Source organism: Neptuniibacter sp. QD72_48, assembly GCF_047778065.1.
Taxonomy (GTDB): domain Bacteria; phylum Pseudomonadota; class Gammaproteobacteria; order Pseudomonadales; family Balneatricaceae; genus Neptuniibacter.
On sequence record NZ_CP180547.1, the window covers coordinates 3,507,448 to 3,524,157 of the forward strand.

The following is a 16,710-nucleotide window of genomic DNA, read 5'->3' on the forward strand; positions in this document are numbered from 1 at the left end:
ATAGTGCGTCTCAGTATATTAATGAGCTATTGAATACCTGAATATAAATACAAAAACGAAGTAAGGTGTCAGATGTACGTTCGATTTAACAATATTCAAGAGTTAGTCGGTGTTATCAGTGGTGAGCCCCTCAATACTGATGAACATTGGTTAATCCTTCTCGCTGACAAACATCAAAACGATTTAGATAATTTAGTTCAGCCCCTCAATAACGCTGACTGTCGTTTTTTTGGAGCAGTCTTTCCTGGTCTTATTCATGGAAAACGCATGCTCTATGAAGGAGCTTTAGTTATAAAGGTTAGCTGCCTTAGTCCCCCAGTAGCTATACCGATGCCTTCAAAAGATGCCCAAATTGAAACCCTTCCTACATACAGTGACATACCAGAGAGCGGTGCAACATGCCTTACATTAGTAGATTGCCTTTCACCCCAAATAGATAATTTACTAAATCAGTTATATAACCGTTTTAGTAAACGCTGCAGTTACTTTGGCGCAGGTGCGGGAAACCATGAACTAAGACCTGACACTTGTATTTTTGGCCCTTGGGGTACCCTAAATGATACAGCCTTAATAGCCATAATTAACCAACCAAGTAATAGCGTCGCCAAACATGGTTGGATTCGACATTCTGGCCCCTATGTCGCCAGTAGAACAACTGGAAACATTTTACACGAACTAGATTGGGAAGATGCCGAATCTGCATACCGTCACGCCCTGCCTGAAAAATTAAGAAACACTCCTCCAGAACGCTTTTATAAAGATGTGACACCACGTTATCCTTTTGCCGTTGAGCATCCAGGTTCGGAAGATGTTGTACGAGATCCAATAGCGTTATGCGGCAATACCGATGTAATGTTTTTATCTGATATTCCTCAAGGTGCACTGATGTACCTAGTCGAAGGCTCCCCAGATAATCTAATTGAAGCAGCGAGGCAAGCTGCTGAAGAAGTCATTACTGACTTAACCTCCAGTGTTTTAGTTTGTGACTGTTTATCTCGCACCGTTGCGCTAGATAGCCAATTCCCAGCTGAACTTCGTACAGTTTATGAGCAGGTCAACCAAATTAATCCAGGGACAGATGTCTCCGGCATATTAGCCTTAGGTGAAATAGCAAGTAACGGCGATCGTCCGGTAAACTTCTATAACAAAACTTTCGGCATATGCAGTTTCTATGAGTAAAACTCCAACAGACTTAAGGTCTGATATACAGCGGATGTATGAATTATCGTTAGCTGTTGGAAATAGCCTCGACCCCGACAAAGTATGCCAAGAATTCACTGCTGCACTAATGCGACAAAGTGAAATAACCTATCTTGGCATTTGGCTATTGCCGGAAAAATTTACCCATTCAATACAAGAATATAACCTTTTTTATGCTTTCCCGTTTAGCCGCTCTAAAGAGACAAACCTTCCTATTGGTCATCCCTCAATATCCCTTCAGGATGAAGATGAATTCTGCTGTTATGACCTTTGCTCCGCCACTACCGAACAACTCATTGAACATCACTGCTCAGAGGGAAGCGCAGCAATATTTCGCTTAGGGGCACTCGGCTATGTTCGGCTATTACGCGATAACAGTTACTTTTCAAAAAAGGAACTCCGACAGTTAAGACCCATCATTGAAAAGCTTTTTGTAGCTTTAGGTGGTGCACTTGCCTACAAACAACTACATAAAGAACGCTCTTTCCTCGACTCTTTAGTAAACACTATCCCTGAACTAGTATGGCTTAAGGACCCAAACGGCATATATCTAGCGTGCAATCCTCGCTTTGAAGAGTTCGTTGGTGCACCTGAACATAAAATCATTGGTAAAACCGATTATGACTTTGTAAATAAGGAACTTGCTGATACTTTCCGAAAACACGACCTAGCCACGCTGCTAATAGATAAAACCAACACCTTCCAAGAGTGGGTAACTTTTGCTAATGACGGTCACCGCGCGCTGCTTGAAACGACCAAGACCCCTATGAAAGCAGCTTCTGGGGAAGTGATTGGCGTCTTAAGTGTGAGTCACGAAATTACTCAGCTACATGAAGCACAGCAAGCTTTAACCACCAGCGAAGCAATCTTCCGTAGCTATTTTGAACTCGGGTTAATTGGTATGGCCTTAATTACTACTGAAGGCAACTGGATCCAAACCAACACCTACCTATGCGAAATGCTTGGCTATGAACCTGTACATCTGAAAATCACACCTATATCAGAACTGATTCACCCTGATGATAAAACCAACTTTAGCTTGATGTGCAAAAGCTTACTTAACGGTGATTCAGACCATGTCCGACAGGAAATCCGTTTAATCAGCTATTCTGGTCCGGTTGTACATACTGAGATTGCAATGAGTGCACAAGAAAGTGCAGAAGGTCATATCAACCATTTTGTCACGCTGATATCCGATATCTCTGAACGAAAACGCACAGAGCAACAACTTAGTTTAGCTGCCAGTGTTTTTGAACATGCTAGTGAAGGCGTAATGATCACCAATGAACAAGGGATCATTCTGGACGTAAACAACGCTTTCTATCAATTAACAGGTTATAGCGCTGCAGAAGTCATTGGCCACTCGCCCAACATATTAAAATCGGGCCACCATAGTGAAGAATTTTTCGCCGCCATGTGGCAAAGCCTCAGGCAAAATGGGCATTGGCGTGGTGAAGTATGGAATCGTAACAAATCTGGTGAGATCTACGCTGAGCTACTAAATATCGCGGCAGTTAAGAGCCCAAATGGGGATACCACGCATTACGTCAGCATATTCTCAGATATTACTCAGCTGAAAGAACATCAACATCAATTGGAGAAGATGGCTCATTTTGATGCGCTGACTCAATTGCCCAACAGAGTTTTGTTATCTGACCGTTTACAAACTGCTCTGCAACACTGTAAACACCATAAACAGATAATGGCCGTCGCTTATATCGATTTAGATGAATTTAAACCGATCAATGACACTTATGGCCATGATGTTGGCGATATGCTTTTAATCGAAGCGGCTAAGCGGATGCAAGAGACCCTAGGACCGGAACAGGTCATTGCACGACTCGGTGGCGATGAATTTGTCGTTATCCTAACACAGCTAAAGAATGTCACTCACTGCCAAGGGATTCTGGCCAATTTAAATCGCACCTTAGCGATGCCTTTCCAAATAAAGCAGCGCAACCTATCTATATCAGCCAGTATCGGCGCGACACTTTACCCTGATGATAATTCCGATGCCGATACGATGATCCGTCATGCGGATCAGGCGATGTATACCGCAAAACAAACAGGGCGTAACCGCTACCATTTTTTTGATCCTGCTGTAGATAGGCAAACACAAGACCAACATAAAGCTCAAGATGAGATCCACGAAGCACTGATCAATAGAGAATTTGTTCTGTTTTACCAGCCAAAGATCAACATGCAAACAGGCGAAGTCTACGGCATGGAAGCACTGATCCGCTGGGAGCATCCCACCTTGAACTTACTACCGCCCGATAGCTTCCTACCGCATATAACAAACTCCGATCTGGCAACAAAACTTGGATCGTGGGTGATGAATGAAGCAATTCGTCAACTACGCGTTTGGAGAGCAGCAGGGCTCGAGCTATCCACCAGCATCAACATTTCAGCCGAGCACTTACAAAACCCAGCATTTCCTGAACAATTGGCTGATCTATTAGCCAAATACCCAGAGGTCCCGCCTGAAGCAATTGAATTAGAAGTGTTAGAAACCACCGCTTTCAATGATGTCAGCGCAGCCTGCGACATCATCGATAAATGTCACAAGTTAGGTATTAAGTTCGCTTTAGATGACTTTGGTACGGGCTATTCGTCTCTGACTTACCTTCGCAAAATTCCTGCTGATACCGTAAAAATTGATCGCAGCTTTGTTATGGATATGCTGGAAGACGATGAGGATAAAACGATTGTTGAAGGGATTATTGGCTTAGGTAAAGCCTTTAATCGTGGAGTCATAGCCGAGGGTGTGGAAAGCGCTGAGCATGGCCGCTGTTTGATGGCATTAGGCTGCAACCATGCGCAAGGTTATGGCATCGCTAAACCGATGCCAGCAGATCTGATCCCTGATTGGCTAGCTGCGTTTAATCTGAGCCAACATTGGAATTAAACAAGTCGAATCAGCTTATTTCGAAATCAAAATACTGATTCGGATATGGCTCATCCTGCAAGGTAAAGTGCCACCACTCCTGATGGAAAGGCACAAAGCCATGCTGAACCATTACGCGCTGCAGTAACATTCGATTCGCACGCGCCTGCGCAGATACCGCGTTTGAATCAAACCAAGATTCAGGACCAAAGAAATCAAATTCTGTCCCCATATCCAGTTCTACCCTGGAATCTAAATCGATCAATGTCAGATCAACCGTACTTCCCCGAGTGTGGCTGGAATGCCGAATAAGATATCCTTTGCTAAACAGTTCCGGGCGCTGCAATGTAGGGAAGAATCGTTTCTGTGTATGGTTAGCACCATCTTGGTCACACCAAGCAATAAACTGATCAACCGAACGCTGAGGTCGGTAGGCATCAAATACTTTTAACCCCAGACCAAATTCAGCCAATGAATGCTGAACCCTTTGCAATGCCATTGCTGCAGGTTTTGTTAACAGGCAAGTCTCGCTCAGATAACCGCAAATTGACTCACCAACAAAGTTATCGCCGGTAAAATATTTAAGATCGATAACGATGCTGGAGTCGATCTCTAGAAGATCAACAAAGAGTTCGGGCTTGGTAGTAATTAAATCCACGTTATTCAATCCAGATCAGACTTGCCATTCGGCCTGTTACACCATCTCGACGATAGGAATAAAACCGCTCTGCATCAGTATAGGTGCAATACTCGCCGCCAGAGACAAAACTTACACCTACCGCATTTAGCCTTTGGCGAGCTAACTGATAGATGTCTGCTAGATACTTGTCTGGTGAACCAACAACAGGGGTAAAAGCTTGACCAGCCTGCGCCCGAACCGCGACAAATTGATCTCGCACCTCTTCCCCTACTTCGAATGCCTCTGGGCCTATAGCCGGGCCTAGCCAAACATGTAGATTTTCTGGCTCATCAAAGCCCACGACAGCTTGCTCCAAAATACCATCAAGCAGCCCTCGCCAGCCTGCATGAACTGCAGCAACACGTTTACCATTACCATCAGCAAACAATACTGGAAGACAATCAGCCGTCATCACAACGCATGCCTGGCCCGTTTCTTGGCTCCAGCAACCGTCTGCTTCACAACAAACACCATCATCTTTAGCTTCGATCAGATCAATTCCGTGAACTTGCGATAGCCATTGAGGGTTACGCGATAAGCTCAGTTCATCAATCACAGCTTGCCGATTTTGTTTGACGTGTTCAGGATCATCTTTAACGTGATCCCCCAGATTTAAGCCTTGATAAACACCATGGCTCACACCATCGATACGTGTAGTGGTACACGCCTTAACCCCTTGAGGCGCATTCCAATCTGGGAGAATAAATTGCATTTAATTACACCATCTCATCTGCATGAGCATCTAAGTCGGCTTGAAGCAACGATAAAAGATGTTCAAAGTCGTCAGGCAGATCAACTTCCCAAGAAACTAATTCGCCCGTCTCTGGATGCCAGAGCTCCAGCTTTTTGGCATGAAGAGCCTGGCGTTTAAAGTCGCGAAGGCCTTCAATCATCTCATCGCTACAACCTTTAGGTAGACGGAAACGGCCACCATAAAGCTGATCACCTACGAGAGGATAGTTAATATGCGACATGTGCACACGAATTTGATGGGTACGGCCCGTTTCAAGCTTCAATCGGATATGGGTATGGGCACGCATTTTCTTTAATACACGATAGTGCGTAGTCGCTTCTTTGCCTACACCAACAACGGCCATCTTTTGACGGTTTTTAGCATGACGCCCCATCGGCTCATCAACTGTACCACCACCGGTCATTACACCGTGAACTACAGCTTCATACTCGCGCCCCATCGAACGCTCTTGCAACTGATCAACCAGTTCTGTTTGAGCCGCAATGGTCTTTGCCACAACCATCAAGCCAGTAGTATCCATATCAAGACGATGAACAATACCTGCGCGTGGCACTTGTGCTATATCAGGGCAGTGGAACAGCAGTGCGTTTAGCAAGGTACCATCACGATGGCCTACAGCAGGGTGCACAACTAACCCCGCCGGTTTATTAATTACCAAGATATGATCATCTTCGTAAACAATATCCAGCGGTATATCCTGTGGCTTATGATCTTCGATCATCTCCAGCTGAGTATCGATAACAATGGTTTCCCCCCCCAATAATTTATCTCGGGGACGTTTTACCTCACCATCAACTTTAACTGAACCATCTTTAATCCAGCCCTGTAAACGTGAGCGGGAATAATCGGGAAATAGCTGCGCTACCGCCTGATCCAATCGTTTACCGACTAGATCATCTTCAATGCGTGCTTCTAAATGTATTTGATCAGACATTCGAACCTGTCAGAACTTTCTAAATTGATATGTCTGGGTCTGTTAACAGGCCCTATCAGTTATGGTTAAATAGGCCGTTGAATTGCATATAGCCTCTTTCTGCCCAGTATAACCGTTCGGGCAAGAGACTACACCGGGATTAATATAAAGATGCGTATTACCAAGAGTCTTATTGTTGCTTTATTCTGTCTAATGACAGCTGCCTGTTCATGGTTCGAAGATATTCCTGAATATCCAGATGTTCCTGAACAACAGTTATACCAAGAAGCAATCACTGCATTGGATGACGAAAGCTATGATGTAGCTATTGAGAAATTTCAGCTTTTGGAAGCCCGTTACCCATTTGGACGATTCTCTGAGCAAGCACAATTAGAACTTATATACGCTTACTTTAAAAACTATGAGCCAGAAGCAGCGCGCGCTGCAGCCGATCGCTTCATCCGCTTACACCCGAATCACGACAACATTGATTACGCTTATTACCTAAAAGGTTTGACCGCGTTTGAGCAGGATATCTCTTGGATTACCCAATACCTACCAATCGATGAGACTAAGCGTGATCCAGGTGCCGCCTTAGAATCTTTTGAAAGCTTCTCTACTTTAGTAAGTCGCTATCCTGATAGCCAATACGCGCCTGATGCACAAAAACGCATGGTTTATCTTAAAAACCGCCTTGCTGCATACGAAGTACATGTAGGCCGTTACTATATCCAACGTGAAGCTTTTGTTGCCGCTGCTAACCGTGGTCGTTATGTAATTGAAAATATGCAAGAAACACCTGCAGTGCCTGACGCACTAGCAGTCATGGTCGAAGCTTACACCCACTTAGGTCAGCAAGACCTAGCGGCAGACACGCAAGCCGTATTGGCAAAGAATTTCCCGAATTACCAATACACACCTATTTATAAAGGTGAAAAAACCCTATTTGATGCTGCGACGTTTGATCTATTTAGCGACGCCAAGGAGGTTCCAGTAGCTACTCCTATTCGTATGAGCGATAGCACTGAAACTCCGAAACCCGACCGTTCTCTATTCAGCACCATCACTTTCGGTGTATTTGATGAAGAAGATGAAGAACAGAAGAAATAACTAAGAAAAACATAAAGGCACCTCAAGGTGCCTTTTTACTTCTTAGGGAACCTTAAAGAGAAATAAGAGAGACAATATATGCAGGCAGAAGCGATTATCAAAGAGATGCAGGTACTACCTGAAATCGACCCTGCTCAGGAAATTACCCGCCGAGTAAGCTTTATTAAAAACACGCTGAAAGCTTCTGGCCTTAAAAGCCTTGTTCTCGGAATTAGCGGCGGCGTGGACTCATCCACCTGTGGCCGACTCGCGCAATTAGCAGTCAATGAACTAAACGGAGAAAGCGGCGATAGCAGCTATCAATTTATTGCTATGCGCTTGCCTTACGGCGTACAGAAAGATGAAGAAGATGCGCAACTAGCACTTCAATTTATCCAGCCATCGCAATCCATCGCGGTTAATGTAAAGCCTGGCGTCGAAGGTATTCACTCAGAAGTCACTGCGTCTCTAGCCAAAGATCAACTCAATCAAGCTTCAGACGGCGCTGTTGATTTCGCTAAAGGCAACGTAAAAGCACGTGCACGAATGATCGCTCAGTACGAAGTCGCTGGCATTGTCGGCGGTTTAGTTATTGGTACCGACCACTCAGCGGAAAACATCACCGGCTTCTATACCAAGTGGGGGGACGGTGCTTGTGACCTTGCGCCGCTATTTGGCCTGAGCAAACGCCAAGTTCGCCAACTAGCTCAAGCTTTAGGTGCACCCACACTACTTGTAGATAAAACACCTACTGCAGATCTTGAGTGCTTGGAACCTCAAAAAGCTGATGAGCAAGCACTAGGCCTAAGCTACGATCAAATTGATGATTTCTTAGAAGGTAAGAGCATTGAAGTGGAAGTAGAGCAACGCATTATCGAGATCTACAATCGCACACAACATAAACGTAAGCCGATTCCAACCATATACGACTGACCATCGCTATAAAGCCTGCAAACAATGTTACTGTTTCGCAGGCTTTATTTTGTTTATCGATCCATTCTGTATGGCTCAGCAGAGATGATTGTATCTCGACCCAGCAACATATCGGCAAGTAATCGAGTAGATGCCGGTGCCAGCACTAAGCCATTTCTAAACTGGCCAGCGTTGATAAACACATTATCCAAACCAGTAACCTCTCCGATAAAAGGGATACCTTCTGGCGAACCCGGCCTTAAGCCTGACCAATGATGTTCTACTTCATAATCAGCTAATGCAGGAATAATATCCAACGCAGTAGCATGTAAGGATTTTGCAGCATCCTCTGTCGTGCGTTTAGTAAAACCTATACGTTCCATTGTGCTGCCCACCAGCACTCGACCATCATTACGCGGTATCACATAACGTCCGCCCTTTAAAATGACACGATTTACCAAACCCGGCTTAGCTTTAAACAACATCATTTGTCCGTGCACCGGCTCTACAGGTAGCTCTCTATCTAACATAGATAACAACTCTGCACTCCATGCGCCTGCAGCGATAATTACTTTATCCGCACAAAGCTTAGAGCCTGCAGTTTTAACACCAACAACTTGATTACCATCAAGCTCAAAACCTTTTACTTCTTGGTTCTCTAACAGCCTCACTCGTGAATTTAGCACTAAGCTTTCACGTAGAGAACGGCCTAAACGTGGGTTACGGATACTGCACACCTCTGGCATCCATAAGCCCTCCTCCAAACCAGAACAAAGATTAGGCTCCTTCTGATAAAGAAAGTCGGCATCCACTTTACGGAGAGGACGATGATATTTCTGCGCCCAATCTAAAGCATCCTGCTGATCTTCCACAGACACCATCAACATCCCCTTTTGGCGTAGCTCAGGATCAAAGCTGGTTTCATCCAAAAGATCTTGCGCCAGATGGACATAACTACTTTGTGACCATGTCGCAAGCTCAGTTACTGCATCAGGGTAACGCCAAGGATATAGGGGCGATACAATTCCACCACCCGCCCAAGAAGATTCTTGTGCACACATTTGGCGATCTAACAACGTGACATCGGCATTGGCTTGAGCAAGCTCTCTCGCCAACATCATACCGATAACACCTCCGCCAATAATTAAGAAATCAGACATTTCTCCGCCTTTTTAACTACCCTTAAAACTTATAATGTTCTACGAACTCTACCCGTTCTAGAAATAACCAATGTGTAAACATCAGAGCTATTACTTATCGTAAATGTTCCATTAGACAAACCATACACTGAGCCATCACCTTCATAAACCAACGTTTCTCCTTGATTCCAAGATACTTGATTAGTGTCCGAAAAGTTGAAAATTTTAAGCACTTTCTCTTCAGGTAAGTCCAGTTCTGTATCTTGGTCAAGGTCCACAAAAACCAAAGCTCCCATGCTCCATATTTGAGTTGAACGCTTTGCTTTACCTGTACAACCTCCTTGACCATCCCACCTACAGATAACAACATGCTCACCCTGAGTCACCGCGGCCATACGCGTATATGCAAGTAAACTTTGAATCTTCTGTTGCTCTGCTATGAGTTCACTCTTATGTAAAAAGGAACTTAGCCCAGGAATAGCTACCGTAGTTAAAATGATTAGTAACCCGAGCGCCAAAAGCAACTCAATCAATGAAAAGCCAAAAGAAAAGGCACGCAAAGATGCGTGCCCTCGAAATTTACGAGAACAATCCTTGTTCATTTTTACCCCCACAGTCCTTTGTAGGTGGTGCTATCTAATTAACTTAGAAGTCTAATCATCCCAACATCTAGTTCCTGGTCCAGATGAACCTCTAGCACCTGTTTGCGTTAACGTTAAATTCCCACACTCTTCTTCTGTTTGACTTCCGATAGCAGTCGCAGTCAGGGTAAAGGAATCATCATCAATAGCTGTAACATCAATCTCATAGAATGTTGCATCCCCATCCCTAGGTGATTTATCTATAGGCAAATTAGGTGCATTTCCCGCACCATCATCATATCGACCATTCACCGTATACTGTCGCTCCATCCATTGTGACATCTCAATTAAAACACCTTCAGCATCAGCACGGCGAGAATCACGTAAGTAAGATAGATACGAGGGGTAAGCTATAGAAACAATAATCCCTAAAATTGCTACCGCAATCATAAGCTCTATAAGTGAAAAGCCTTCGTTCTTCTTCATTCTATCTTACCTTACTTAAGCTGAATCCATGACTGACGCCCACCTTTACCATCCGAGGACTCTAATTTAACTTCAATATCCCCAGAAGAACCTGAAGTATATTTCAATTCATTAGGACCGGTAGAGATAACGCCTGGAGTTTTAATTATACCCACATTGGATTTATAACCCGATGTAGGAACTCTTGCATCTACGTTTCCGTCACCATCAATATCAATATCAACCCAGTCAGCATCATTAATTAAGCCATCAGCGTTATTATCAAACGGTGATATTTCCAAACGCGATCCAGTCTGTGCATCTATCTCCATCAAAAAACCTGAACCACCAAAAGAGCAAGGATCAGTTTCAGGAATAAGAGTTGGGAAAATAACTCGCCCGTTCCTTACAAGAGGGTCAGCAACCACCCTCTCACCGGGGTGGTTGTGAGTATTGTCGAGCGTTGTACCAGGATTACCGTCGAAATATAGATCTAAATACCACCCTTCTTTAACAGTATAATCAGTATCAGTATTCGTCGTCACACGTACGTCATTGATGAATCCAAGGTCCTCTGCATCGAACTCATGAGTAATTGTTTGCACTTGCAGTTCATCCCTACCCGGAACTACTGCTCCAGCATCATTGATGCCATAAAAGGTCTGAATTTGAGATGTATCTATATTGTCCCCTGTCTCAAAATACTTTCCAGTACCAAACAACACTATAAGTCCGCCACTTTCAGCACTAACAACTTGAGGTTTAGAGCTAATAGGCTGCCGATTGGTAGTAGTACAAGGGTCCGCTGTACAAGCAGTAAATAATGGTAAAGGATTCGCATTATTTCCATTACCGTCTTTGTATGCAAAATCCCATGAACCGTCATTAGAAGCGGAAACATCAAATTTCCACATATTCCCCTGTAAATCACCAGCATAAATCGTGTCGCCTAAACGATCACCATCCGTATCTACAACAATCGGGGTGGACAAACCGTTTGTACTACTTGCTGTACCTCGGTGGTCAATACCCGTATTGAATGTTGCTATTTCACTACCATCTTCAAGACTTCGGATATAAAGAACAGGCTCATGGTTAACGCTATGATAGCCATTACCAAAAATAACAGCCCATTCTCCATTTTCCAGCTTAGCTATCGTCGGTTTTGCAAATGTATAACCTAAATCACTCAGGTCCCCATCATCAAAATCCCAAAGCACATGCGTTCCACTAAAATTAAGTGGATCAGAAATATTTAATGCAAAAATACCTTTACCGCCTGCACCTAGCGTACCTACTAAGGCTGTCCCCCAATCTTCACCCTGCGCTCCACCCCAATCAATATAGGCATCACCATGTACAGGAGAATTATCAACATAGTATTTATGGCTATAACTGGTAGAAGTTAAATCAGACAAATTATTGTAAACAGCTTTCGGTACATAGGCGAAAACCTCTTCTCCTTCACAGGCTTTCGACCCTAGTGAGCAACTATCAGCAGTATTACCACTACCTAATAATCCATGCAGCATACCGTCATTAGCACCTACATAAATCATGTCCGCTCGGTTACCTTTTAGCCAATTTTCCGACGTTCCAACTAAGTAATCATCGTAAGTGGCAAACCCTGAAACCGTTTCAAGTAAATAGTAATTAAAATCATCTTGCCCTGAAAACAAAGGATCAGAATTAACTATATCCCCCAGCACAGCTGTTCTAGATCGGTATAGCGCCCCTTCATTCGACTGGTCTCCACGTAAATAGTTTACCTGTGAAGAAGTAAGTAACGCTTGATGATCTGCACTTAAATTAACATGTTCAAAAGCCACACCGCGTGAACCAACAGCATTATCTTCGTTATAGGTGTAAATAGTTCGGCTATCTTCGGCGGGAATTTTTTCGGCCGCTTGCCAAACCAAGCTATCAACAGCACCAGTCACACCATCTAAACTATAAGCAAGCAGATCACCGCTCCACGTACCACTCGTAAATCGTGCTTGATAAATTTTAGAATTAGATTCCAACCGAGTGGAATTGGTAGCGACAGAAGAAGCTGAAGAAGTTCGACTCGCAATGGTCGCAGCTGCATTAGAAAAAGCCTGAATTAAAGCTGCTGGAGAACCCGCAGACAAGAAGTCACCTCGCCCGTTCCAAGCTGCATGCCTCATATCATCTACGGTCGTGATTGTATTTGAGGTAACATTAGGCCAATTAAATGAGGTATCCGATGCATTAGGGTTATCCGTTAAAGTGCCGTTTACACCAAACGCCACTGTATAGGTCACCATATGCTGTTGATTATTGCCATCTAAAGGCGACGTTGGCACTTCATTATCTAGAGTTGTATTAAGATCTCGCTCATAATAATGCATAGCAACATCAGCAAGTGTATTCGATTGACCATCGTTCTGGTCGGCATAACTACCGCCATCAAAGTCTGTATCATTCAAATCGCCATCATCGGTATCACCGCTATCAGCATTACCAACACTTGGGTCATCTTCATTCCAATACCCATCAGACAATACAACCGCAAAATTTTGTTGACAGGAACCACCCAATGCCGCACTTAAGATTGGGCTAGGCTCAAAAGAGCCAAACAAAGAAGTATCAGAGACCCCTTCATAGTATTTTCCTACATCTTCTAACCTTATCCTTAACGGCGTGACCGATGATGAAGCAATCTGTGATATTTCATCTGCCAAATCTTCCCGATTTGTTCCCGTGGTTACATCAACTATAGGAAAACCACTAAATGTGCCATTATTATGTAATGCTCCAACACCCAACCTTGCAGTAGAGCCATCTACAACCCCAAGCATGGCAGCCTTCATTACATATTCGCGCTTACGATAATAACTGTACCAATTGGCAAAATTGGTCTGCTCGGTAGCCGTCATTTCTGCTACCGTTACAAACTGGGTATCGTAGTCAAAACCCGGCTCGCTCGGATCTGGACATTCACCAAAGTCAAATACACCATCGTTATTGGCATCATTCCATATGGCATATCCAGCTAAATGCCCATCACCATCAGCGTTCGTTAAGTCAGTTATAATAGCTGGCTCATAGGGATCATCTCTAGCCGCCGCGATACTCTGATCTGCATAATCATTGCCATCTTTATCCTTTCCGACCCAAGGCACATAAGTTTCATTTGGATCGTAGTACAGTACATTTGTTCCTGCACATGCTGCCAATATCTGCAGCTGCTCATCAGGATCTGGATTAATGTCGATGTATCCACTATTAGGAGCACCTGGATAAGCAACCACAGCACCTTCTGATTTCAGAACCTCCCAGTTCATGCTGCCTGAATCATCCACCAAAAAGAATATATTAGGCTGGATTGCCGTGTTTACAAATAAGGGGCTTTGGGCAATATCAGCATTACCGACCGCAGGAAAAATGAGCGCTGAAGGAAGCAACAGATGAAAAAGGTGTTTTGATTTAAAAAGTTTCATTATTTGCCTCCTAGCGTTTGTATACTGTCTGTAACATTACTTCTGACGATCCTGTCAGGCCTACAGCACGTGATGTCACTCTATAAAACCGCTTTTTATCAACCGGCACACCCACTTCAAGACTATCACTGGACGACGCTGCAGCTAAATCCTCAAGAATATATGCAGAAGGCGCGGCCAGTTCGGAAAAACCATTGCCTGTATAGCTTCTTACAGCACTAGAGGACGACCAATCAATAAAATCCCAGTTCTTTTCTCCATCTGTTCGCAAGGCATAATGCCCATCAGAATCATCGAAGGCAGGTAAGATAACTAAGGATTCTAAGTAATTTTCACCTTCTAGAAGGGCCGCTTCCGCAGATTGAAACGCCATATTCCGATCACGCATATTCCCCGCCATGCGTTCTTCTAAACCTGTCACATCCATTCCTGCCAAACCAATGATGCTAATAACTAGCAGGAAAACCATCGTGATAATTAAGGTCGTACCTCTTTGCCTTAATATTAAACCTTTAGTCATAACCGATTCCTCAAAGCGATGGTTGTAGTAAAGACTTTACGTAAACGGCCATCATCGAAGGGGGTATTGCTATCGTTATAGGCTACTGTCTGTCCATCCCTGACGATAGAATTCTCACTTGAACGAATTAATAGACTGACACGAATACCAATAACATCGTCATCATCAGCCACCTCATCAAAAGGGACATAGTAGTCAACGGCTCCATCTCCATCAGTGTCTTCACCATATAAAACCTGCATATTTTCGACACCCTCAACAAGCTCTCTGACCGTTGTCTCAGTAACCCCTGCATTATTTTCGATTCTTTGACGGTAAAGAGCTGGCTCCCCAAAATCATTATTTGCAACAAAGTACCGATAAAAATTCATTCGCAAAACAGAGCCAGTGTTAAAGGCATATTTAGTTCCTGAGGGACAACTAACCGGAGAACCTAAAAAATTGGTGCAATTGCCAATATCAGTACCATTGCCTGTATTATGAACAATTGTAGATATGGTACCGTTATTATTGACGTTGGACTGTTGGAAAATAGCTGTGGTTTGGCAATCAGTAACAGCTAAAATATCTCCCTGTTGAAAGTTATGATTAACTTGGCACTTTAAGGTAGCCGAGTTAACGTTGTGCTTGCCAATTTCAAGGTCACACCCTCCTCCAGTATCGGCAAACCGGACCTCCACTACATCTGTACCCGTTAAAGCAGTTCTACCGTCCAATACAAGCCCTGATGTATTATCTTGCCCCCCGATGGAGGAGCTAAAGTCTAAATAGCTTGGCAAAGCTCCACTGGCATCCCTTAAGGTATTAACAATATCGGTATTCCTTGAACATCCAGAGTATCCGGCTTGTCTCAAGTCTCGCGTCAAAAAGGACATAGCAAAACGACCATTCTCTTGAAGCTTTGCTAAACCTGATTGCATTGTGTAGGTTTCTTTACTACTGACAAAAGCTTGTAAAACACCAACAACAAGTAATAACCCAATAACGATAGAAACAAGAAGTTCAACCAAAGAAAAACCTTGTTGAGGCCGATTATTGAAGGTATCCATCATAACTCTACACTCACACTAAATTGAGCTGTGGCACCCGATGCACTTTTATCATCGTTCCACCAAACATAAACAACAACGGGATTATCCGAATTTGGAGCTTCGCAGTCGGGATCACCTATATCGTCATCCGCCAAATCACTGCGACAAACCAAACCTTCTCCAGAAGGAAGCTCTGCAGCTAGCGCACCTTGCCACTCCCAAATATCATGTGAAGCCATGTCACCTGAATCACACCCCGATGCTGAACCGGTGTAGTTAATACAGCTGGTATCTTCTGCCCCACTGGCAACAAAATAACTACCTGCATTAACTTCATCCATATTTGCTCGCATACGATCCGCTATGTCATAAGCAAACAGCGTTGCTTGACTACGATAGTAAGCACTCTGATTCTGTTTCAAAGATGACACTTGGAGGCCCGCCAACCCAAGCAAACCCACAGAGATGATCACTAAAGCAATCATCACCTCAATCAAATTAAAGCCTAATTGTCTGCGCATGCTGCCGTACTCGCTTGCCATTCTTGACACATTCTTACCCTGCCCGTCGGCCTTAAGAAAATCACTGAACCGTCATCGGCATCACCACTATCAGTAATAGTAAATGATTCATCATCTGCTGATGCCGTATTAAGTAGACCTAATCCAGAATACTCAAATTGATCATCTCGAGAGAAAATAATTGTTGTTGAATCCGCTATATCCGTATAAACCTTAATCAGTTCATTAGCATCAACTTGATCATTATCATTTTCGTCTTGAAAAACGAGCCAACCATCGGACCAATCTTCATCAACAGCTCCCACACCATTACCAACACAAGTATCGGCATTTGCGCTCCGACGACAGACGGTAATAGCCCCCCCTCGTTTAATTGCCTCAGAACGCGCAAAGGATATTGTAGAAATAAGCATTTCCTTAGCTGCAACCAAGCGACTAGAAGCAACAAAGCCAGAAAAATTAGGCACCGCTATAAACAAAAGAATAGCGAGGAGCGCGATTGTGATCATCAGCTCTATAAGAGTGAAACCTTTTTCCCTAAACAACATGTACGAC

15 protein-coding genes are annotated in these 16,710 nt (G+C 43.8%); 4 read left to right on the forward strand and 11 right to left on the reverse strand.

Annotated features, from left to right (window positions below; genetic code table 11):
- Window positions 1-72: 72 nt before the first annotated feature.
- Both ACMXYX_RS16060 and ACMXYX_RS16065 read left to right on the forward strand, forming a co-directional pair.
- A complete protein-coding gene (locus ACMXYX_RS16060) occupies window positions 73-1,179 on the forward strand; it encodes an FIST signal transduction protein (RefSeq protein ID WP_415897088.1) in 1,107 nt (368 codons plus the stop codon).
- Entirely contained in the window at window positions 1,172-4,108 is a 2,937-nt protein-coding gene (locus tag ACMXYX_RS16065; protein ID WP_415897089.1) for an EAL and GGDEF domain-containing protein, read from the forward strand. The genes ACMXYX_RS16060 and ACMXYX_RS16065 overlap by 8 nt, the downstream gene beginning before the upstream one ends.
- Before the next feature lie 10 nt (window positions 4,109-4,118).
- Here ACMXYX_RS16065 and ACMXYX_RS16070 read toward each other — a convergent pair whose 3' ends face one another.
- Genes ACMXYX_RS16070 through rluD form a run of 3 tightly spaced genes read right to left on the reverse strand, consistent with a single transcriptional unit; the run spans window position 4,119 to window position 6,454 of the window.
- A complete protein-coding gene (locus ACMXYX_RS16070; RefSeq protein WP_415882673.1) occupies window positions 4,119-4,745 on the reverse strand; it encodes a M15 family metallopeptidase in 627 nt (208 codons plus the stop codon).
- A 1-nt stretch (window position 4,746) separates the two neighbouring features.
- Window positions 4,747-5,478: a peptidoglycan editing factor PgeF gene (gene pgeF / locus ACMXYX_RS16075; protein WP_415882674.1), complete on the reverse strand. Its 732-nt coding sequence runs from the start codon at window positions 5,476-5,478 to the stop codon at window positions 4,747-4,749.
- A 4-nt stretch (window positions 5,479-5,482) separates the two neighbouring features.
- Window positions 5,483-6,454 (reverse strand): 23S rRNA pseudouridine(1911/1915/1917) synthase RluD, encoded by a 972-nt coding sequence (gene rluD, locus ACMXYX_RS16080; RefSeq protein WP_415906284.1) that lies wholly within the window; start codon window positions 6,452-6,454, stop codon window positions 5,483-5,485.
- Window positions 6,455-6,604: 150 nt separating this feature from the next.
- Here rluD and ACMXYX_RS16085 point away from each other — a divergent pair, with 150 nt between their 5' ends.
- Together ACMXYX_RS16085 and nadE are read left to right on the forward strand one after the other, a co-directional pair.
- Entirely contained in the window at window positions 6,605-7,543 is a 939-nt protein-coding gene (locus tag ACMXYX_RS16085) for an outer membrane protein assembly factor BamD (protein ID WP_415906285.1), read from the forward strand.
- A 78-nt stretch (window positions 7,544-7,621) separates the two neighbouring features.
- Window positions 7,622-8,455, forward strand: coding sequence for an ammonia-dependent NAD(+) synthetase (gene nadE / locus ACMXYX_RS16090; RefSeq protein WP_415906286.1), 834 nt, complete (start codon window positions 7,622-7,624; stop codon window positions 8,453-8,455).
- Between the two features lie 53 nt (window positions 8,456-8,508).
- Here the strand turns inward: nadE and thiO are convergent, their stop codons facing one another.
- Genes thiO through ACMXYX_RS16130 form a run of 8 tightly spaced genes read right to left on the reverse strand, consistent with a single transcriptional unit; the run spans window position 8,509 to window position 16,703 of the window.
- The gene (gene thiO, locus ACMXYX_RS16095) at window positions 8,509-9,594 is read right to left on the reverse strand and encodes a glycine oxidase ThiO (protein WP_415906287.1); all 1,086 of its coding nucleotides are present in this window, start codon (window positions 9,592-9,594) and stop codon (window positions 8,509-8,511) included.
- Between the two features lie 29 nt (window positions 9,595-9,623).
- Window positions 9,624-10,175: a GspH/FimT family protein gene (locus ACMXYX_RS16100; RefSeq protein WP_415897094.1), complete on the reverse strand. Its 552-nt coding sequence runs from the start codon at window positions 10,173-10,175 to the stop codon at window positions 9,624-9,626.
- Between the two features lie 51 nt (window positions 10,176-10,226).
- Window positions 10,227-10,640, reverse strand: coding sequence for a type IV pilin protein (locus tag ACMXYX_RS16105; RefSeq protein WP_415897095.1), 414 nt, complete (start codon window positions 10,638-10,640; stop codon window positions 10,227-10,229).
- A gap of 11 nt (window positions 10,641-10,651) precedes the next feature.
- A complete protein-coding gene (locus ACMXYX_RS16110) occupies window positions 10,652-14,083 on the reverse strand; it encodes a pilus assembly protein (protein WP_415906288.1) in 3,432 nt (1,143 codons plus the stop codon).
- A gap of 10 nt (window positions 14,084-14,093) precedes the next feature.
- Complete coding sequence (locus tag ACMXYX_RS16115) at window positions 14,094-14,603, reverse strand: PilX N-terminal domain-containing pilus assembly protein (RefSeq protein WP_415897097.1); 510 nt, start codon at window positions 14,601-14,603, stop codon at window positions 14,094-14,096.
- Window positions 14,600-15,655, reverse strand: coding sequence for a PilW family protein (locus ACMXYX_RS16120; RefSeq protein ID WP_415897098.1), 1,056 nt, complete (start codon window positions 15,653-15,655; stop codon window positions 14,600-14,602). The genes ACMXYX_RS16115 and ACMXYX_RS16120 overlap by 4 nt, the downstream gene beginning before the upstream one ends.
- A complete protein-coding gene (gene pilV, locus ACMXYX_RS16125; protein ID WP_415897099.1) occupies window positions 15,652-16,155 on the reverse strand; it encodes a type IV pilus modification protein PilV in 504 nt (167 codons plus the stop codon). The genes ACMXYX_RS16120 and pilV overlap by 4 nt, the downstream gene beginning before the upstream one ends.
- Entirely contained in the window at window positions 16,140-16,703 is a 564-nt protein-coding gene (locus ACMXYX_RS16130; protein ID WP_415897100.1) for a GspH/FimT family pseudopilin, read from the reverse strand. The genes pilV and ACMXYX_RS16130 overlap by 16 nt, the downstream gene beginning before the upstream one ends.
- Window positions 16,704-16,710: the final 7 nt, after the last annotated feature.